22 protein-coding genes are annotated in these 17,364 nt (G+C 54.4%); 7 read left to right on the plus strand and 15 right to left on the minus strand.

The window, feature by feature from the left end:
* Positions 1 to 56: 56 nt before the first annotated feature.
* Positions 57 to 278: a YceK/YidQ family lipoprotein gene (locus AAIE02_RS04100; protein ID WP_409450381.1), complete on the plus strand. Its 222-nt coding sequence runs from the start codon at positions 57 to 59 to the stop codon at positions 276 to 278.
* Positions 279 to 281: 3 nt separating this feature from the next.
* Here the strand turns inward: AAIE02_RS04100 and AAIE02_RS04105 are convergent, their stop codons facing one another.
* From AAIE02_RS04105 to AAIE02_RS04115, 3 genes are all read right to left on the minus strand, one after another.
* Positions 282 to 656, minus strand: coding sequence for a MysB family protein (locus AAIE02_RS04105; protein ID WP_008453535.1), 375 nt, complete (start codon positions 654 to 656; stop codon positions 282 to 284).
* A gap of 94 nt (positions 657 to 750) precedes the next feature.
* Positions 751 to 1,977 carry a multidrug efflux MFS transporter MdtG gene (gene mdtG / locus AAIE02_RS04110; protein WP_498532034.1) on the minus strand — a complete coding sequence of 409 codons (1,227 nt, stop codon included), beginning with the start codon at positions 1,975 to 1,977 and terminating at the stop codon, positions 751 to 753.
* 149 nt (positions 1,978 to 2,126) lie between these two features.
* Positions 2,127 to 3,050 (minus strand): Kdo(2)-lipid IV(A) acyltransferase, encoded by a 924-nt coding sequence (locus AAIE02_RS04115; RefSeq protein ID WP_008453533.1) that lies wholly within the window; start codon positions 3,048 to 3,050, stop codon positions 2,127 to 2,129.
* 224 nt (positions 3,051 to 3,274) lie between these two features.
* Between AAIE02_RS04115 and trhO the strand changes: the two genes are divergently transcribed.
* Positions 3,275 to 4,327, plus strand: coding sequence for an oxygen-dependent tRNA uridine(34) hydroxylase TrhO (gene trhO / locus AAIE02_RS04120; protein WP_008453532.1), 1,053 nt, complete (start codon positions 3,275 to 3,277; stop codon positions 4,325 to 4,327).
* Positions 4,328 to 4,359: 32 nt separating this feature from the next.
* On the opposite strand, the gene AAIE02_RS04125 is transcribed toward trhO, so the two are convergent.
* The 9 genes from AAIE02_RS04125 to mdtH all read right to left on the minus strand — a co-directional run bounded on the left by AAIE02_RS04125 (position 4,360) and on the right by mdtH (position 11,127).
* A complete protein-coding gene (locus AAIE02_RS04125) occupies positions 4,360 to 4,932 on the minus strand; it encodes a YceI family protein (RefSeq protein WP_498532035.1) in 573 nt (190 codons plus the stop codon).
* Between the two features lie 17 nt (positions 4,933 to 4,949).
* Positions 4,950 to 5,504 (minus strand): cytochrome b, encoded by a 555-nt coding sequence (locus tag AAIE02_RS04130; protein ID WP_008453530.1) that lies wholly within the window; start codon positions 5,502 to 5,504, stop codon positions 4,950 to 4,952.
* A 264-nt stretch (positions 5,505 to 5,768) separates the two neighbouring features.
* Positions 5,769 to 5,882 (minus strand): DUF2770 family protein, encoded by a 114-nt coding sequence (locus tag AAIE02_RS04135; protein ID WP_071530454.1) that lies wholly within the window; start codon positions 5,880 to 5,882, stop codon positions 5,769 to 5,771.
* Positions 5,883 to 5,928: 46 nt separating this feature from the next.
* Positions 5,929 to 7,050: an N-methyl-L-tryptophan oxidase gene (gene solA, locus AAIE02_RS04140; protein WP_336983556.1), complete on the minus strand. Its 1,122-nt coding sequence runs from the start codon at positions 7,048 to 7,050 to the stop codon at positions 5,929 to 5,931.
* A gap of 129 nt (positions 7,051 to 7,179) precedes the next feature.
* The gene (gene bssS, locus AAIE02_RS04145; RefSeq protein ID WP_008453527.1) at positions 7,180 to 7,434 is read right to left on the minus strand and encodes a biofilm formation regulator BssS; all 255 of its coding nucleotides are present in this window, start codon (positions 7,432 to 7,434) and stop codon (positions 7,180 to 7,182) included.
* A gap of 299 nt (positions 7,435 to 7,733) precedes the next feature.
* The gene (gene dinI / locus AAIE02_RS04150) at positions 7,734 to 7,979 is read right to left on the minus strand and encodes a DNA damage-inducible protein I (protein WP_008453524.1); all 246 of its coding nucleotides are present in this window, start codon (positions 7,977 to 7,979) and stop codon (positions 7,734 to 7,736) included.
* A 74-nt stretch (positions 7,980 to 8,053) separates the two neighbouring features.
* The gene (gene pyrC, locus AAIE02_RS04155; RefSeq protein ID WP_498532036.1) at positions 8,054 to 9,100 is read right to left on the minus strand and encodes a dihydroorotase; all 1,047 of its coding nucleotides are present in this window, start codon (positions 9,098 to 9,100) and stop codon (positions 8,054 to 8,056) included.
* Between the two features lie 153 nt (positions 9,101 to 9,253).
* On the minus strand, positions 9,254 to 9,814 hold the full coding sequence (locus AAIE02_RS04160; protein ID WP_008453518.1) for a lipoprotein: 561 nt from the start codon (positions 9,812 to 9,814) through the stop codon (positions 9,254 to 9,256).
* A 98-nt stretch (positions 9,815 to 9,912) separates the two neighbouring features.
* A complete protein-coding gene (mdtH, locus tag AAIE02_RS04165) occupies positions 9,913 to 11,127 on the minus strand; it encodes a multidrug efflux MFS transporter MdtH (RefSeq protein WP_166865567.1) in 1,215 nt (404 codons plus the stop codon).
* A 229-nt stretch (positions 11,128 to 11,356) separates the two neighbouring features.
* Between mdtH and rimJ the strand changes: the two genes are divergently transcribed.
* The 5 genes from rimJ to AAIE02_RS04190 all read left to right on the plus strand — a co-directional run bounded on the left by rimJ (position 11,357) and on the right by AAIE02_RS04190 (position 15,733).
* Positions 11,357 to 11,947 carry a ribosomal protein S5-alanine N-acetyltransferase gene (rimJ, locus tag AAIE02_RS04170; RefSeq protein WP_498532037.1) on the plus strand — a complete coding sequence of 197 codons (591 nt, stop codon included), beginning with the start codon at positions 11,357 to 11,359 and terminating at the stop codon, positions 11,945 to 11,947.
* A 3-nt stretch (positions 11,948 to 11,950) separates the two neighbouring features.
* On the plus strand, positions 11,951 to 12,598 hold the full coding sequence (locus AAIE02_RS04175; RefSeq protein WP_008453511.1) for a YceH family protein: 648 nt from the start codon (positions 11,951 to 11,953) through the stop codon (positions 12,596 to 12,598).
* 2 nt (positions 12,599 to 12,600) lie between these two features.
* The gene (locus tag AAIE02_RS04180) at positions 12,601 to 13,524 is read left to right on the plus strand and encodes a Gfo/Idh/MocA family protein (RefSeq protein WP_213716329.1); all 924 of its coding nucleotides are present in this window, start codon (positions 12,601 to 12,603) and stop codon (positions 13,522 to 13,524) included.
* 113 nt (positions 13,525 to 13,637) lie between these two features.
* Positions 13,638 to 15,173, plus strand: a complete 1,536-nt coding sequence (gene murJ, locus AAIE02_RS04185) for a murein biosynthesis integral membrane protein MurJ (protein ID WP_166875183.1) — start codon at positions 13,638 to 13,640, stop codon at positions 15,171 to 15,173.
* 77 nt (positions 15,174 to 15,250) lie between these two features.
* The gene (locus tag AAIE02_RS04190) at positions 15,251 to 15,733 is read left to right on the plus strand and encodes a cold shock domain-containing protein (RefSeq protein WP_008453505.1); all 483 of its coding nucleotides are present in this window, start codon (positions 15,251 to 15,253) and stop codon (positions 15,731 to 15,733) included.
* Positions 15,734 to 15,787: 54 nt separating this feature from the next.
* On the opposite strand, the gene flgN is transcribed toward AAIE02_RS04190, so the two are convergent.
* From flgN to flgA, 3 genes are all read right to left on the minus strand, one after another.
* Positions 15,788 to 16,213, minus strand: a complete 426-nt coding sequence (gene flgN / locus AAIE02_RS04195) for a flagella biosynthesis chaperone FlgN (protein WP_008453503.1) — start codon at positions 16,211 to 16,213, stop codon at positions 15,788 to 15,790.
* A gap of 2 nt (positions 16,214 to 16,215) precedes the next feature.
* The gene (flgM, locus tag AAIE02_RS04200) at positions 16,216 to 16,509 is read right to left on the minus strand and encodes a flagellar biosynthesis anti-sigma factor FlgM (RefSeq protein ID WP_039291844.1); all 294 of its coding nucleotides are present in this window, start codon (positions 16,507 to 16,509) and stop codon (positions 16,216 to 16,218) included.
* A 95-nt stretch (positions 16,510 to 16,604) separates the two neighbouring features.
* A complete protein-coding gene (flgA, locus tag AAIE02_RS04205) occupies positions 16,605 to 17,264 on the minus strand; it encodes a flagellar basal body P-ring formation chaperone FlgA (protein WP_008453501.1) in 660 nt (219 codons plus the stop codon).
* Positions 17,265 to 17,364: the final 100 nt, after the last annotated feature.

Consider the following 17,364-nt stretch of genomic DNA (forward strand, 5'->3'; position numbering starts at 1 on the left):
TATTCGGCGATGGTTATACTCAGCGCGTTCTGAACAGGAGTGCATGTGTGGGTAAAATAATTGCGGTACTGATGATGGCGTTTCTGCTAAGCGGCTGCGGCAGCATTATTAGCCGGACGGTGCCGGGGCAAGGGCACGGGAACCAATATTACCCCGGCGTGCGCTGGGATGTACGCGAGGGCGCATGGCGCTATATTACCGTGCTCGACCTGCCGTTTTCGCTGATCTTTGACACTTTGCTGTTGCCGATTGACGCCAGCCACGGGCCGTATGAATAACGGCTAGCGCTCATCCCACTCGTCTGCCGCCGTGCGACCTTCCTCGGTGTCCAGCGGCGGCTCGAGCTGAAATTCACCTTCGTCCCATTCGTGCAGCGTATTCTCTTCCAGCCATTCCTGGCGCAGTTCAATCTCATCGAAATCACCGTCAAACACGCTTTGCGCCGCTTCCCCACTGAGCATCGGCAGGCATTCGCCTTCCTCGCTGTCGTCGGTAAAGAACTCGGCCTGCCACATGATGTCACCATCCTGCAAAACGTACTTCTGGAAATTGAATTGCTCGACGCTGGCGCTCTCTTCATCCACGCTCGGGTTGTCGGCAAGATACTGCTCCCGCGCGGCATCAATGGCTTCTTCCAGGGTTGCATACATGCTCATGGTTATCTCCTTGTGGCAAAGGTCGGGGAGCGGCTGCTCCGTTACGATTTCCAGTTAATTGTTGACGCTGTTGGCAAATCTGCAAGTCGGAGATTTATTCCCCCGGAATACGGAGTCGTTCGGCAGGCTGGCGCAGCGTCATCCATGAGTAAAGGGCGTTAAACAGCACCACGCTGGCGGTGACCAGGAACACGGTGCGGAAGCCGTAGCTGGCGGAAACGGTGGCGCCGAGCAGCGGGCCGGTGACGTTGCCAATATCGCGGAACGACTGGTTGTAGCTGAAAATACGGCCCGAAATTTGGCTGGAAGAGTTATAGACCAGCAGCGTTTGCACGGCGGGGAGTAGCGCCCCGTCGGCGGCACCGAGCAAGAAGCGTAAGACCCCGAGCTGCCACGGGTTTTGTACCAACGACATCGGGATGAGCAGCAAAACGGAAATTACCAGCGCACCAATCAGGATCTTTTCCGGCCCGATACGATCCCCCAGCTTGCCGAGTCTTGGGGCACTGATCAGCGCCGCTACGCCGGGCACGGAAGCAATCATCCCGCTAATAAACGCCAGATTGCTGACGTTACCGGCCAGATCGCGCACGTAGAGCGTCAGGATAGGCGCGATAGAACCGGTGGCAACCTGGATGATCATCGTGGTGACAAACAGACTCAGTACCAGGCGGGGATTTTTTAATGAGGTGAGTACCTGGCGGGCGTGCAGCATGTCTTTTTTGGAAACGGGCGTGAACGACTCGCGAATAAAAAACAGCGTCATCACGAAGCAGATAAACAGCACCAGCGAGGTGATGAAGAACACCGAGCGCAGCCCGTAGCTGTCCGCCATCAGGCCACCCATCAGCGGGCCTAGCAGCGCGCCGCTGACCGCTCCCGTAGACAGCGTGCCAAGTGCCCAGCCGCTTTTATGGCGCGGTATCTGAGTGGCTATCAGCGCGTTGGCATTCGGCACAAACCCACCCAGCAGGCCAAGTAAGGCCCTAAGCGCCAGAAATTGCCAAATGTTTTGTGCGAGACCCATCAACAGCATGACGACAGACATGCCAAGCGCGGAACGCAGCAGCATAAGTTTTCGGCCTTTACGGTCGGCAAGCCCACCCCAGAAAGGGGATGCCACGGCAGAAAACAGGAAGGTAATGCTAAAGACCAGCCCGGACCACATGTTCAGCTGGCTATGGCCGGTGACGCCGAGTTGCTCAACGTAAAGCGGGAGGAACGGCATGACCAGGCTGAATGCCGCGCCGGTCAGGAAGCAGCCAACCCAGACGACGGCCAGATTACGCTTCCAGTTGATAGTGCTGTCAGGGGGAGTCATACCGCTCCGAAGTTGCCAGTGCCAAAGAGAAGAGAGGGAATTATTACTCTGCTAATTATGCGCCTGTTGGCATTGGGCTGGCAAATCAAAGGGCTTTTTCGATCAAACTACGGCAAAAAAAAACCGCCTGAAAAGGCGGCTGTTAAGCGTTATTGGTAACGGTCGGGCATGCCTTCCGGCCGCGTCTTAAAGCGGCGATGCAGCCACATATACTGCTCCGGTGCCATCAGTATGCACTTCTCTACAATTTTGTTCATCCAGCGTGCCGTTGCTTCCGGGCTGTCAAGCGGTGGGTTCAGCTCTGGCTGAATAATCGTCAGCTCGTAGCCTTTGCCGCCCGGCAGGCGACGCGGAACAAACGGCACGGCGCAGGCGCCGGAGAGTTTGGCGAGCGTGTAGGTTCCCGTGGTGGTCGCAGCTTGTTCAACGGCAAAGAACGGCACAAACTCGCTGCCTCTCGGGCCGTAATCGTGGTCCGGGGCATACCAGATGATGTCGCCATTTTTCAGCGCGCGGATCATGCCTTTCAGATCTTTGCGGTCAATCATGCTCTTATTGGAGCGCATGCGCCCCCAGGTCTGCAGCCAGTCCAGCAGTGGGTTGTCGTTTGGGCGGTAAACGCCGATGCCCGGCGTTTTAATGCCGAAAATACGGGCGCCCAGCTCCAGCGTCAGGAAGTGAATGCCAATCAGCAAAATGCCCTGGCCCGTTTTCTCGATGCCTTTAACAATATCCACGCCTTCGTAGTGGCACCATTTATTGATGCGCTCCGTAGACCAGAACCAGGCCATGCCGGTCTCAATCAGCCCCATGCCGACTGACTCAAAGTTGGCGATCACCATCTGCTCGCGTTTTTCCTCGCTCATGTCCGGGAAGCAGAGTTCAAGATTGCGGTAGGCTATTTTCGCGCGACGTTTCATCAGGCGTTTTGCCAGCCGGCCCAGCCCGCAGCCGATGCGATAAAGCACCGGGTAGGGGAGCTGCACCAGCAGGTATAAAAAGCCGATGCCCAGCCAGGTGAGCCAATAGCGCGGGTGCAGTAATGCACGGGAGAATTGCGGTAAGTTCGTCATGTAAAACCTTTGTGACGGCAATTGCCGGATCTTCTAATCATTCCATTGTGGCATTTTTTAGCGCAGAGCCAAAATACGCGGCGTCGGAGTGCCTGATATTTCATCGATTGTTGCCGCAGATGCCTCTGAGTGAGCAAAATGTAGCGTAAAACGTGGGGATGTAAATAAGCGTTATTTGCTTTATGATGCAGCCCACTTTTTTTCAACGATTGCGAGCGAACACCATGCCAGTGTTACACAACCGCGTATCGAATGAGGAGCTGCGCGAGCGCATGCTTGCCGAAACCGAGCCGCGCACGACCATCTCATTCTACAAATATTTCACTATCGAAACGCCGCAGGCGACCCGTGATGCGCTGTATCAGCTATTCCTGAGCCTGAACGTGTTTGGCCGCGTCTATCTGGCGCATGAAGGGATCAACGCTCAGATAAGCGTCCCGGAAAGCCGCGTTGATGCCCTCCGCGAAGCGATTTATGCCTTCCACCCGGCCTTAAATAATTTGCGCCTGAACATTGCGCTGGAAGATGACGGTAAATCCTTCTGGGTGCTGCGCATGAAGGTACGCGACCGTATTGTTGCTGACGGTATTGATGACCCTACGTTTGACGCAAGTGACGTGGGGGAATATCTGAAGGCTGCGGAAGTGAACGCCATGCTCGACGATCCGAGCGCGGTATTTATCGATATGCGTAACCACTATGAATACGAAGTGGGGCATTTCGAGGACGCCGTCGAAATTCCGGCCGACACCTTCCGTGAGCAGCTGCCGAAAGCCGTGGATATGATGCAGGATGACAAAGAGAAGAAAATTGTCATGTATTGCACCGGCGGCATTCGCTGTGAAAAAGCCAGCGCCTGGATGCGTCATAACGGCTTCAAAAATGTGTATCACATTGAAGGCGGGATCATTGAATATGCGCGCCGCGCGCGTGAGCAAGGATTGCCGGTGCGCTTTGTCGGTAAAAACTTTGTTTTTGATGAGCGTATGGGAGAGCGTATATCTGACGATGTGATCGCCCATTGCCATCAGTGCGGAACGCCGTGCGACAGCCACACCAACTGCAAAAATGACGGCTGCCATCTGCTGTTTATTCAGTGTCCGGCCTGTGCTGAGAAATTCTCTGGCTGCTGCAGTGAAGTTTGCCGTGATGAGCTGGCGCTATCTCCAGAAGAACAGCGCCGCCGCCGGGCAGGCCGCGAAAACGGGAATAAGATCTTTAATAAATCTCGTGGGATGCTGAATACCACGCTGGGTATTCCTGACCCCGAGAAGTAATAACATTCCCCCGGTTCGCCGGGGGAGTCTTTTTACTGACGCACGCCTTCGACAGAAATAATCAGATCAACGTCCTGAGAAGCTGGCCCCAGATCCTGAGTAATATTGAAGTCCTTCAGCTTAATTTTACCTTCGGCCTCAAAACCCGCGCGCACGCCGCCCCACGGATCGTTACCCTGACCAATCAGCTTAGCCTTCAGCGTAACCGGCTTTGTCACGCCGTTCAGCGACAGGTTGCCGATAATATCTAAAGCTTCACCGTCTTTTTTCACTTCCGTTGAGGCGAAGGTAGCCTGCGGGAACTTAGTCACGTTGAGGAACTCTGCGCTACGCAGGTGTTTGTCGCGTTCGGCATGGTTGGTATCCACGCTGGTGGTGTTGATGGTGACGTTGACTTTATCTGCCGAAGGGTTTTTCTCGTCGAAGGTAAAGGTTCCGTCAAAATCACGGAAGGTACCGTACAGCCAGCTATAGCCGAGATGCTGAATACGGAAATTCACAAACGCATGCTGACCTTGTTTATCAATTTTATAGTCAGCGGCCACGGCGGAGCCGGTGGTGAATAACAGAGCGCCTAAGGTGGCTCCCAGCAGGATTTTCTTCATTGTCTTACTCTCCATAGTTAACGGGATGCTTTCCCCAGCATGCGCTTGAGGGTGGCATCTTTATCTAGAAAATGGTGCTTTAAGGCCGCAAGAGCGTGTAGAACGGAAACAATCACCACGGTCCACGCCAGCCAGAGATGAACTGTCCCGGCAAGGTCGGCCTGCGCCCCGAAGTCGGTTAGCGTGGCGGGCACATCAAACCAGCCAAACACGCTAATGGGTTTACCGTCAGCCGTTGAAATCAGATACCCGCTCAGCAAAATGGCGAACAATAATGCATACAGCAAAATATGTGCGGTAAGCGCGCCGATGCGCGTCAGACGTGAATAACTTTTTAACGGTGGCGGCGGAGGCGATATAAAGCGCCAGAGAATACGAATAGCCAGAGCAGACATTAACAAGATGCCGATGCTCTTATGTATTTCTGGTGCTTTATGGTACCAGACGTCGTAATAGCCCAGCGTCACCATCCAGAGTCCGAGTGCGAACATGCCATAAACCGTGGCGGCAACCAGCCAGTGAAGGAGAACCGAAAAATGTCCATAGCGTTCGGATGAGTTTCGCCATTGCATATTTATGCGTCCATGTATTTTCTAAAGAAGCTAAAACATAGGCGTTCTGTTAACAGCAGATCAACATAAATATCCGTATTTCGATATATATTTATTGTATGTCTGTTTTTTTGAATAACACTCGCGGCAGGCGTTCAGTAGAGTCGAATGAATATGATCGTTTTTGATTGAGAAGAGTATTTATTGACGGTTAATTATTTGCGCTAAAACTATATTTAATTAATTTTACGTCAATAATTGTCAATATAACAGGAGTCTGAATAATCAAAAGAAATAGATATAAGCCAGATCGAGAAGTGCAAGTATTGCCCAGAGAAAAAGATACAGAATAAAGTGTTCGCGAATATTGTTGGTTAAAAATTGAAAAAAGCGAATCATGATGGCCCCAAGGAAAAGTGGCGGAAATGCCCGCCACTCGGGGATTCTACGCCGTTTTGAAGCGAGAAAGTACAAACGGGGATAAATCAAAGGCAGGTTTTTGACCCAAAGCAAACTGGCAGGCAATTTCGCCTAAAACGGAGGCGAATTTGAACCCGTGTCCGCTCAGCCCGGTAATGATCAGGGTGTTGTCATGGTCGGGGAGAGTATCAATGATGAAATCTTCATCCGGCGAATTGTCATAGGTGCAGGCTTTACCGTGCAGGCAGCAGCCGATGCCGGGTAAAAATTCGCGCAAGAACGGAAAGACTTCAGACCCATCGCTGGCGACGGCGCCAAAGGGTTTACGCTGCTCGGGGGAGTCAATCAGCTGCCCGCCGTTGTGCTTGCCCAGCTTCAGTTCGTTGTCTTCCGCCGGGAAGCCGTAATACTGATCGCCGTTGGGTGTTTCTGCGGTAAACGCCGGGAATTTGTTGTTCTCGCTGTAGCGCCCATCGGCCTGGTGCCAGGCAAAGATTTTGCGAACCGAGGCGATCGGCAGGTCAGGCAGCAGTTTGGTAACCCAGGTCCCCGCGCTGACCAGCAGTTTGCTCCCGTGATATTCACCTTCTTCAGTCACGACGGTGACACCTTCGTCGCCGTGGCGGATCGCCGTCACCTTACAGTTAAAAAGCTGAGCGCTGCCGCCTTGCTTAGCAAGGTTGATGTAGGTTTCGATGGCCAGCTCGCTTTTCAGCACGCCTGAGTCCGTCTCAAACAGGCCGACGTAGTTTTCAGGCACAGCAATCTCCGGCCAGCGGGCGGCAATGGCGGCGGCGTCCAGGGTTTCAACCGGCAGCGAAAATTTCTCTGCGCTGGAGGCGACATTGCGAATAAAGGGCGAATCAGATGGCCCCAGGTTAATGACCCCGGTGCGGTGGAAGAGCTTCTCACCGCTGGCTTCCGCCAGGGCATCCCACAGTTTTTGTGCTCGCAGGACCAACGGGACATATTTTTCACCTTCGCCATAAGCATGGCGCATCAGGCGAGTGTCGCCGTGGTGGCTGCCCTGGTCATGCGGCGGGTGGCCGCTGTCGATCATCAGTACCTTCAGGCCCGAGTGTGTGGCATAGCAGCCTGCGGCGGCACCGACGGAGCCGCTGCCGACAATGATGAGGTCGTAGTTCATAAGCTTTTCTCTGTGGAAAATTATCTGTAGCAGGGTAATTAATTCACCGGAACGATGCAATTGACGGTGACGCTTAAAATAAAAAAGGCACCCCGTTGGGTGCCTGTGGCCATTGTTAAGCATGTGTCGTCAATGCTTGCGATAATCGCTTTCCTGGTAATCACTGGATTCAATTTTGGCTATCCCGGCCTCAAGGATGGAAATAAATTGCCGGGCGACATCGGTGGTCAGCCAGAGGGTCTGACCGATTTCGGTTTCATCGTGCTTCTGATTATTGGATGTCAGGTAATGCAGGCGCAGCATCATGGCGTCGTAGCTGTCGACGGTGCTGATATCCCATCCGACGAGGGGATGAGTCTGAATAACATCACTATTTTTTTCCATCATAACCCCTTTTATACGTGTTTAAAGACAACGACTAGTGAGGTTCATGCGTGATTTATCGTGAAGCGACTTAAGTATATCAACACTCTTGCGGTCATGGGGATGAAATAATTACCTGGTAACACTTTTTCCACATTATCCGAGAAAAGCGAACAATAAATCGACAGGCTATTCCGATGTAATCGGAAAGAAAGGCAGGAAAGACTTTAGCGGCGTTTAAAAAATAATCAAATCGGCGAGGGAAATAAAAAAAACCGGATGGCGACACCCGGCAAAAAGTACCAACATACTTGAGGGTATTAGTCGGCAGAGAACCAATCGTCAGCGCTTTCCCAGGTTTCCTGGAGGATCTCGCTGATTCGCGTTTTGTCTTCTTTGGCACCGCCCAGCACGGAGAGGTTATTGCCGGAGGCATAACGTACCTGCACTTCGCTGCTGGTGTCGGGGAAATGTTGATTGATACGGCGGGAAAGCTCACTGGCAAGGGCATCGATAGCCCCGGCGGGTAATGGTGTGGTTTTGGCTATAGTGACTTCAATACGCATAACGACCCCCTGTACAATATACTGGATATTTATACAGCCTTGATTTCCAGTAAGCAACAGGGGCGTTGAAAAATTTAGCCTTTAACGGACCAGACGACCTCTTCACCCGCCAGGAACGGCACGATGCTGTCGTCGCCGGCTTCAATCAGTTCTGGCATTTTCTCAGCGACGCGAACCAACTCGATGTGCTCTTCATTGACCGGCAGGCCGTAGAAGCGCGGGCCGTTCAGCGAAGCGAAAGCTTCAAAATGCTGCAGCGCGTTCATTTCTTCAAATACCGTCGCATAGGCACCGAGCGCGGAAGGCGCGTTGAAGCAGCCGGCACAGCCGCAGCTGGCTTCTTTACGATGACGCGCATGTGGCGCAGAGTCGGTGCCGAGGAACACGCGATCGCAGCCGCTGGCGACCAGCTCGCGCAGTGCTTCCTGGTGGATGCTGCGTTTCAGAATCGGCAGGCAATAAAGGTGAGGACGAATTCCGCCCACCAGCATGTGGTTACGGTTAAACATCAGATGCTGAGGCGTGATAGTCGCGCCAATCAGCGAGTTGCCTTCTTTCACATACTGGGCGGCATCTTTGGTGGTGATATGTTCAAACACCACTTTCAGCCCAGGCAACTGGCGACGCAGCGGCTCCATGACGGTTTCAATAAAGCGCGCTTCGCGATCGAAAATATCGATATCAGCATGGGTGACTTCGCCGTGCACCAGCAGCGGCATGCCAATTTTCTGCATACGGTCAAGCACCGGCAGAATGGCTGCGGTGCTGGTTACGCCGTGAGCGGAGTTGGTTGTGGCGTTCGCCGGGTAAAGCTTGGCGGCGGTAAACACGCCTGCATTGAACCCGCGTTCGATTTCGTTGGGATCCAGCGTGTCGGTCAGGTAGCAGGTCATCAGCGGCTCAAACTTTTGCCCGGCCGGAACCGCATCAAGAATACGCTGGCGATAAGCGATAGCGGCTTCCACGCTGGTAATAGGGGGCACAAGATTGGGCATGACAATCGCGCGGCCATAGGTCTGGCTGGTGTAAGGCACCACGGTTTTCAGCATCTCACCGTCACGAAGGTGAATATGCCAGTCATCTGGGCGGCGGATTTTTAATACCTGAGGTAATGCGGTCATCAATGTGCTCCGGCGTGAGAGGGAAATCAGTCATCAAGGGCTGGTTTTATGCCGGGCACTAAGGATAAGGGGAAACGTTATCGTTTGCACCCCTTATGTTGCTCATGTTGTACAAAACCCTCAGAGCGCATGAACGGCTCTGAGGGGCAGGGGCTATTCCGTTAACGGAATGATTATCTCACCGGGTTTTACTTCAATGCCTTTGGCATATTTCTTCGCCAGCGACTCGCCGGTGCTGCGGTCTTCGCTCAGGATATAAGCAGGCTGCTGATTGAAGTAGCTGCGCAGGGACTGGTTAAGGTAAGGGATCATGGTCTGCAGTACGGTCTGCATTTTTTGCGGCTCGACCTGAGCGTCAACCACCTCCATTTCCTGCAGGTAGATGGCGCCTTGCTCTTTATTGAACACCGGCAGTGCTTTCAGCTTGAGCTTCAGGATGGCTTTTTGGTTACCAAACAGGGATGTCATGTCGAGATTGGCATCGCCGGTCAGGGTGATTTTATTCGGCTCTTCCCGTCCTATCTGACTGACTAAATGGGTTAGCACCACATGGGCTTCAGCCACGCCGGGCAGGCCAATATCCTTCGAGAAGTTATTGTGTTTTTCCAGCGACTGGTTAATTTCCTGTTCGCTCACGCTGTACTGCGTTAACTGGTTGCATCCTGAGAGCAGGCCGCTAAGCATCAATGCTGCGGCAAAAACAATCTTCTTCATAGGCTTCCTCAAAATAGCGGCTCCAATGCCGTGCCTTGCTTTATCAGCATAATGCGGCACGGCGGGAGCGGCTACCGGAAAAAGATGATACGAGAAAATTATCCCTGCCCGCCAGGCTCCAGCATTGTTGGCTCAACGGGTCTCAGGCTAAATTGCCACCACAGGGCGGCAAGGGTGATACAGCCGATAATGCCGAGCATGGCCCAGGGTAATTCCGGCTGCTGCAGGGCTTTACCTGCGTCAAACAGCCAGCCACCGCCGGTGTAACCTAGTGCGCCGCCCAGCGACAGGCCCAAACGGCTGAACCCCATGTAGCTGCCGCGAGCGCGGGCATCCGCCAGCGAGGCGCTGAGCGTTTCCCGGGCAGGCTCAGCGATGATTGAGCCGATGTAGAAGGTACAGATCAGGGCGAAAAGCTGCTGCAGGTTGGAGGCCAGACCAATAGGCATCAGGCTCACCGTCATCAGCACCAGGCCTGCCATTAAGCGTTGCTCCAGGCGGAAGCGCCTTTCACTCCAGCGGGCGATAGGGTAGAGCAGCGTCAGCGAAAGCGCGGCTTCAATGGCGTACATCCATTTTACCGCCGACGCGGTACCGGCAATGTCGTTGACCATCAGCGGCAGCATCAGCATGACCTGCACCGCCAGCATGTAATAGCCGGTGAGCGTCAGAACATAGGTGATAAAGCGTTTATCTCGAAACACGCGCCCCATGCCTTCGCGCATTGGGGTGCGGATCGTTGAAAGCTTATAAGCGGGCAGCAGCCAGGCATTAAGTGCGGCGCACAGGACAAACATTACGGCACCGACGGCGCATACCAGACGGAAGTCGTACTGCAACAGCCAGCTACCCAGCAGAGCGCCGATCACCGCGCCCGCGCTGTCCTGCATCATCAGGATGGAGAAGAAGCGGCCGCGGTGCTGAGGGCGAACCAGTTTGACGACCAGCGCCGAGCGGGGCGGATCAAACAGTGTTCCGCCAATGGCGGAGAGCAGGCAGGAAAGCCATAGCATCCAGGGTTCCGTGGCGATGCCCATGGTGGCAAAACCTGCGGCCCGCAGCAGCATGCCGGTGACAATCATCGGTTTAGCGCCCAGCCTGTCGGCAATCGCGCCGCCGAAGACGCCGAGCCCCTGCTGGATAAACTGACGCAGACCCAGGGCAATCCCGACCATTAAAGCGGCCCAGCCCAACTGGTCAACGAAGCGAATGGAAATCAAAGGGAAGACAACGAAAAAGCCTAATACCACTAACATGTTATCAAGCAGCAGGAAATATTTACCCAGGCTCCTTGCCTGCGCCACCCGCGACATCTCCCCTCCAGGGAACTTAATTAAACGCGACAAGTCTTTATTCTCGCTTGGCATTCGGGCTTTTAATACCTGATGCAGGACAATATTTTTTTATCGTGCAACGAGTTTGATTCAAGGCTTTAATCGAAAAAAGTGATGTCGCTTCATGTTGTTGTTTTCACACGGCGGTCAGGCGCAGGTATAGTAACAAGATGAGCCCCGTTAACCGGGATGAAGGAGTGGGATAAACATGTTTGGCTACCGCAGTAACGCACCAAAAATTCGCCTGGTGACTGACCGTCTGGTGGTGCGTCTGGTTCATGAGCGAGATGCCTGGCGCCTGGCGGATTACTACACGGAAAATCGCCTGTTTCTGAAGCCCTGGGAACCCGTTCGGGATGAGAGCTACTGCTATCCTTCGGGCTGGCAGGCAAGGCTGGGCATGATAAGTGAAATGCACAAGCAGGGTAGCGCGTACTACTTCGCGCTGCTCGACCCGGAAGAAAAAGAGGTTATCGGCGTCGCCAACTTCTCCAACGTGGTGCGTGGCTCCTTCCATGCCTGCTTTCTCGGGTACTCCATCGGTGAAAAGTGGCAGGGGCAGGGACTAATGTACGAGGCCTTGGCCAGCGCCATTCGCTATATGCAACGTAGCCAAAATGTGCATCGCATTATGGCCAACTATATGCCGCATAATCAGCGCAGCGGCGACCTTCTGGCGCGCCTGGGCTTTGAAAAAGAAGGCTATGCAAAGGATTATTTGCTGATTGACGGCGTATGGCGGGATCACGTTCTCACCGCGCTGGTTAATCAAGACTGGACCTCAGGTCGTGGAGTTTAAAAGATGAAATATCAGTTAACGGCGATTGAAGCCCGCGTTATCGGCAGCCTGCTGGAAAAACAGCTCACTACGCCAGAGCAATATCCGATGTCTGTCAACGGCGTGGTGACCGCCTGTAATCAGAAAACAAACCGTGAACCGGTGATGGAGCTGAAAGAGCATGAAGTCCAGGACTCGCTGGACGGGCTGGTCAAAGGCCATTATTTGCGAACTGTCAGCGGGTTTGGCAACCGCGTGACGAAATACGAGCAGCGTTTTTGCAACTCCGAGTTTGGTCATTTAAAGCTAGCGCCAGCGGAAGTGGCAGTGGTTACGACTTTGCTGCTGCGCGGCGCGCAAACGCCGGGTGAGCTGCGCAGCCGTGCCGGGAGAATGTTTGAGTTCACCGATATGGCGCAGGTAGAAGCGACGCTGGAAGGGCTGGCTGGCCGTGAAGATGGGCCGTTTGTCGTGCGTCTGCCGCGTGAGCCGGGTAAACGAGAAAGCCGCTATATGCATCTTTTCAGCGGTGAGGTTGAGGCGTCAGTGTCCCCGGAACAAAGTATCAGCCCGGTTGCAGACGATCTCAGCGCGCGAGTGGCCGCGCTGGAAACTGAAGTCGCCGAGCTTAAACAGCGTCTGGATTCCTTGTTGGCGCATTTGGGAGATTAAGGATGACGAAATTACGTATTGGCGTCGTGGGGCTGGGCGGGATCGCGCAGAAAGCCTGGCTTCCGGTTCTGGGGGCATCCGACGACTGGTCGCTGGTGGGCGCATTTTCACCGACCAAAGCGAAAGCGCTGCCGGTGTGTGAAACCTGGCGTATTCCGTATATCGATTCGCTCAGCAATCTGGCGGCGCAGTGCGATGCTGTTTTTGTGCATAGCGCCACCAGTTCCCACTACGCGGTGGTGAATGATCTGCTCAATGCCGGCGTCAGCGTCTGCGTGGATAAGCCGCTGGCGGAAAATCTGGCTGACGCCGAAAAGCTGGTGGAGCTTGCAGAGCGCAAAAAACGCACCCTGATGGTGGGCTTTAACCGCCGTTTTGCCCCGCGTTACCAGCAGTTAAAGGCAAAGCTGTCTGCCGGGGCATCCTTGCGGATGGACAAACACCGCACCGACAGCGTCGGCCCGGGGGATCTGCGCTTCACGCTGCTTGATGACTATCTTCACGTCGTGGATACCGCGCTCTGGCTTGGCGGCGGCAGTGCCCAGCTGCAAAGCGGGACGTTGCAAACCAATGAATCAGGGCAAATGCTGTACGCCGAACACCATTTCAGCCAGGGCAACCTGAGCGTGACCACCAGTATGCATCGCCGCGCCGGAAGCCAGCGAGAGTGGGTGCAGGCGGTGACTGACGGCGGGCTGTATGAGGTAACGGACATGCGTCAGTGGCGCGAAGAATGCGGCGCTGGTGTGGTGGAACAGCCCATTCCCGGCTGGCAAACCACGCTGGAACAGCGCGGCTTTGCGGGCTGTGCGCGTCACTTTATCGACTGCGTGGCGAACCAAACTGTCCCGGAAACCTCCGGCGAGCAGGCGCTGCTGGCGCAGCGTGTCGTCGAGAAGCTCTGGCGCGAGGCAATTAGCGAATAAGCTGTAACATATCGCGGTAGCAATTCAGCGCCGTATCGGTAGACTATGCCGACTTGTCATCATCCATGTACGCCTGCATTGCAGGCGTTCATGTTTGTGGAATAACAGAATAAATGAACCTATTAAAATCGCTGGCAGCCGTCAGCTCGATGACCATGTTTTCACGCGTGCTTGGTTTCGCGCGCGACGCCATTGTGGCAAGGGTATTTGGGGCAGGGATGGCGACGGATGCTTTCTTTGTTGCCTTTAAGCTGCCGAACCTGCTGCGCCGAATCTTTGCCGAAGGCGCTTTCTCCCAGGCGTTTGTGCCCATTCTGGCCGAATACAAAAGTAAGCAGGGCGAAGATGCCACGCGCGTCTTTGTCTCATACGTTTCCGGGCTGCTGACGCTAGCGCTGGCGCTGGTCACCGTCCTCGGGATGCTTGCGGCGCCCTGGGTTATTCTGGTCACTGCGCCGGGTTTTGCCGACACGGCGGATAAATTTGCGCTAACGTCGAGCCTGCTGCGCATTACCTTCCCGTACATTTTACTGATTTCGCTGGCGTCGCTGGTGGGGGCAATTCTCAATACCTGGAACCGTTTCTCTGTGCCAGCCTTTGCCCCGACGTTCCTTAATCTCAGCATGATTGGCTTCGCGCTGTTTGCCGCCCCGCACTTTAATCCACCGATTCTGGCGCTGGCCTGGGCGGTAACGGTAGGGGGCGTATTACAGCTGGCCTATCAGCTGCCGCACCTGAAGAAAATTGGCATGCTGGTGCTGCCGCGTATCAGCTTTAAGGATGCGGGCGCAATGCGGGTTATCAAACAGATGGGGCCGGCTATTCTCGGCGTTTCCGTCAGCCAGATTTCACTGATCATCAACACCATCTTTGCTTCGTTCCTGGTGTCCGGTTCGGTTTCCTGGATGTATTATGCCGACCGCCTGATGGAGTTTCCGTCTGGGGTTTTAGGCGTGGCGTTAGGCACTATTCTGCTGCCGTCGCTGGCGAAGAGTTTTGCCACCGGCAACCACGATGAATACTCCCGCCTGATGGACTGGGGGCTGCGCCTTTGCTTCCTGCTGGCGCTCCCAAGCGCGGTGGCGCTGGGAATTCTGGCAAAACCGCTGACCGTCTCTTTGTTCCAGTACGGTAAGTTCTCAGCTTTCGATGCCCTGATGACCCAGCGGGCGCTGGTGGCGTATTCGGTCGGCCTGATGGGGCTTATCGTGGTTAAGGTTCTGGCGCCAGGCTTCTATTCCCGGCAGGACATTAAAACCCCGGTTAAAATCGCTATCGTGACGCTGATTTTGACGCAGCTAATGAACCTCGCGTTTATCGGCCCGCTAAAACACGCCGGACTTTCCCTGTCGATTGGTTTGGGGGCCTGTATTAACGCCTCGCTGCTTTACTGGCAGCTGCGTAAGCAGGATATCTTCCAGCCACAGCCCGGCTGGACGGCATTTCTGCTGCGCCTGGTCGCCGCCGTGTTGGTGATGTCTGCGGTACTGATTGGGATAATGTACGTTATGCCTGCGTGGGATCTGGGCAACATGCCTTATCGCCTGCTGCGGCTGATGGCGGTGGTGGTGGCCGGCATCGTCGCTTATTTTGCGACATTGTTGCTGTTGGGCTTCAGGTTGAAAGATTTCGCCCGCCGCACAATTTGATTTTTTCTGGGTGGATGACGGTTTCGTCACGCCGCCCTATTCTTTATATGTTGAAAGGTTAATTAGGTGACAGAGCGATGAGAGGAATAATCACAACCTGGTTCGAAGAGAAGGGCTTCGGATTTATCAAAGATGAAAACGGTGAAAACCGTTATTTCCACGTGATTAAAGTCGCCAACCCGGAACTTATCAAAAAGGACGCGTCGGTGACCTTCGAGCCGGGGACCAATAATAAAGGGCTGTCGGCGTTTGCTGTGAAAGTGGAGCCTGAGAGCAAGCATCTGTTTATTGCGGGCGAGCGGCTTAAAATCACCTCGATCAAATCTTTCGTGGTGTACAGCGAAGAAGAGCCCGCGGACGGGAAGATTGATAAAGAAAATGCGGTGCTGTCGGTTGGGTTGCTGATGAACAGCATTCGCCCGAAGGCAGAGAAAAAAGAAGGGGAAATGCGCACGGTGAAAAAACTGGCCGTGACCACCTTCCAGGGCGAAACACACCTGTTCTCAGAGGATGAGATTGATATTGAGGCGACGGTAAAAGTCTTGAAATCGCTGAAATAAGCAAGCAGCTGGTCAAGGAGAGCGTTGACCAGCTGTTTTCATTGGCGAGGAGAATCAGATCGTGATTTTTTTGCCGCCGCGGCTGCCCTGCGCCGTTGCCTGCCCATCGGCGCCATAGAAGTCCGGTGCCTGATGCGGTTTTAACACGGCAATAGCCTGCTCATTGCGGGCCATCTGGTCTTCCAGCAACCAACCGTTATGCTGATTAATGTCCCGCAGGTGCAGGGTTTTTTGCGTGATCGTCTGCCAGCGCTGGCTAACGTCCAGGCTGGTGACCGCCCCGGCGTTTTGTTCCGCGCGACGCTGTTGCTCCAGGTAATCCAGCGTAGCCAGCAGCGAGCTTTTATCTTCAGTTATACGTTGCAGCGCATTGCTGTTTATCTGGCCTGCGGAAAGCTGCAGCTGTTCAGCGTCCATCACCTCTTTCAGTGAATTCAGCACTGCGGTCATTTGGTCCAGCACTTCTAACAGACGACTCACCGTTATTTACTCGACAAATAGCTTTGGGCTTCCTGGATCAGCGCGTCGGCGATCTTGCCGGTATCCATCTTCAGGTCGCCGTTACGAATGGCCGTCTTCAGCGCTTCAACGCGTTCCATGTTGATATCGCCGGTGCCGGGCTGCATCAGTTTGGCCTGCGCATCACTCAGCTTTACGCTGGTGCTGTTGGCGGTAGTGGATTTTTCAAGACGGCTTTTCAGCGTCTGTGGATCGCTGGTTTCACGTGGTTGAACAGTGCTTACCGGTTTCAGTGGCGACGTGCGATCAATGCTCATTGTTCTCTCCTCATCGAGGGGCTCGCGGCGTAAGAGCCAGTCAGTATCATTTGTTGATAGTACTATCGGCAGTCGCCGCGGAATCTTTAAAAAGATTATAGATTAATCAGAATATTCCCATCAGCATCCACCGTCCCGCTCACCACCTGCCCTGAGGACATGCGAACGCGGGCATTTTGCGCGACGGCGGCGTTATTCAACGCTTTGCCTTCTCCGTTGACGCTAAAGCCTTCGCCGGAGGCAATCACCTGAACCTGCTGACCGGCTTTTACTCGCCAGGCCTGGCGTACCATCGTCTGAATCACCGGCTGCCCGGGGGCAATATCCCGAAGTGAAACGGCGTCCGTCGCCTGGCCGAGATCCAGCATAGTCCGTGGCGGCAGTTGGTCAAGGCGCCCCTGGGTTAACTGCACGCTACTGGCATCGATCCTTGCACCACGGGAGATAGGGCGGCTGGCAACCACATACTGGCCCGTGGCAATCACCTGAACCTGGATAAACCGTTTGTCGCTGCCGCAGCGGGCCATGACGCTAACGTTGCCCCACAGTTTGGCATTGCCGGGCGTTGAGAATTCTGGCTGAGGGCAGGCTGGAAGCTGAGCCTCTGGCGTTTTCACCTTGACGCTGACGTCATCGCTGATCCCCGCCAGTCGCTGTTGAAAATACTCAGTCAGCGGCTGATCGAGTGCGCTCGCCATAGCCAACTGACCGAACAGCAAACTGGCTATACCGCTCAAGATTTTCAGACTTCTCATCGCGCTTCTCCGTATTCAGATTGCGGTGATTTTAACCGCGAGTCGTTTTGATCAAGGCGATAAATAGCGACGTATTTTGCGTTTATTCCACCCATCGCGT

The organism is Cedecea sp. Ae19-4, from assembly GCF_059801165.1.

Coding starts and splice junctions, on each gene's coding strand:
- AAIE02_RS04105 (WP_008453535.1), bottom strand. CDS start 656: ATGAGCATGTATGCAACCCTGGAAGAAGCCATTGATGCCGCGCGGGAG.
- mdtG (WP_498532034.1), bottom strand. CDS start 1,977: ATGACTCCCCCTGACAGCACTATCAACTGGAAGCGTAATCTGGCCGTC.
- AAIE02_RS04115 (WP_008453533.1), bottom strand. CDS start 3,050: ATGACGAACTTACCGCAATTCTCCCGTGCATTACTGCACCCGCGCTAT.
- trhO (WP_008453532.1), top strand. CDS start 3,275: ATGCCAGTGTTACACAACCGCGTATCGAATGAGGAGCTGCGCGAGCGC.
- AAIE02_RS04125 (WP_498532035.1), bottom strand. CDS start 4,932: ATGAAGAAAATCCTGCTGGGAGCCACCTTAGGCGCTCTGTTATTCACC.
- AAIE02_RS04130 (WP_008453530.1), bottom strand. CDS start 5,504: ATGCAATGGCGAAACTCATCCGAACGCTATGGACATTTTTCGGTTCTC.
- AAIE02_RS04135 (WP_071530454.1), bottom strand. CDS start 5,882: ATGATTCGCTTTTTTCAATTTTTAACCAACAATATTCGCGAACACTTT.
- solA (WP_336983556.1), bottom strand. CDS start 7,050: ATGAACTACGACCTCATCATTGTCGGCAGCGGCTCCGTCGGTGCCGCC.
- bssS (WP_008453527.1), bottom strand. CDS start 7,434: ATGGAAAAAAATAGTGATGTTATTCAGACTCATCCCCTCGTCGGATGG.
- dinI (WP_008453524.1), bottom strand. CDS start 7,979: ATGCGTATTGAAGTCACTATAGCCAAAACCACACCATTACCCGCCGGG.
- pyrC (WP_498532036.1), bottom strand. CDS start 9,100: ATGACCGCATTACCTCAGGTATTAAAAATCCGCCGCCCAGATGACTGG.
- AAIE02_RS04160 (WP_008453518.1), bottom strand. CDS start 9,814: ATGAAGAAGATTGTTTTTGCCGCAGCATTGATGCTTAGCGGCCTGCTC.
- mdtH (WP_166865567.1), bottom strand. CDS start 11,127: ATGTCGCGGGTGGCGCAGGCAAGGAGCCTGGGTAAATATTTCCTGCTG.
- rimJ (WP_498532037.1), top strand. CDS start 11,357: ATGTTTGGCTACCGCAGTAACGCACCAAAAATTCGCCTGGTGACTGAC.
- AAIE02_RS04175 (WP_008453511.1), top strand. CDS start 11,951: ATGAAATATCAGTTAACGGCGATTGAAGCCCGCGTTATCGGCAGCCTG.
- AAIE02_RS04180 (WP_213716329.1), top strand. CDS start 12,601: ATGACGAAATTACGTATTGGCGTCGTGGGGCTGGGCGGGATCGCGCAG.
- murJ (WP_166875183.1), top strand. CDS start 13,638: ATGAACCTATTAAAATCGCTGGCAGCCGTCAGCTCGATGACCATGTTT.
- AAIE02_RS04190 (WP_008453505.1), top strand. CDS start 15,251: ATGAGAGGAATAATCACAACCTGGTTCGAAGAGAAGGGCTTCGGATTT.
- flgM (WP_039291844.1), bottom strand. CDS start 16,509: ATGAGCATTGATCGCACGTCGCCACTGAAACCGGTAAGCACTGTTCAA.
- flgA (WP_008453501.1), bottom strand. CDS start 17,264: ATGAGAAGTCTGAAAATCTTGAGCGGTATAGCCAGTTTGCTGTTCGGT.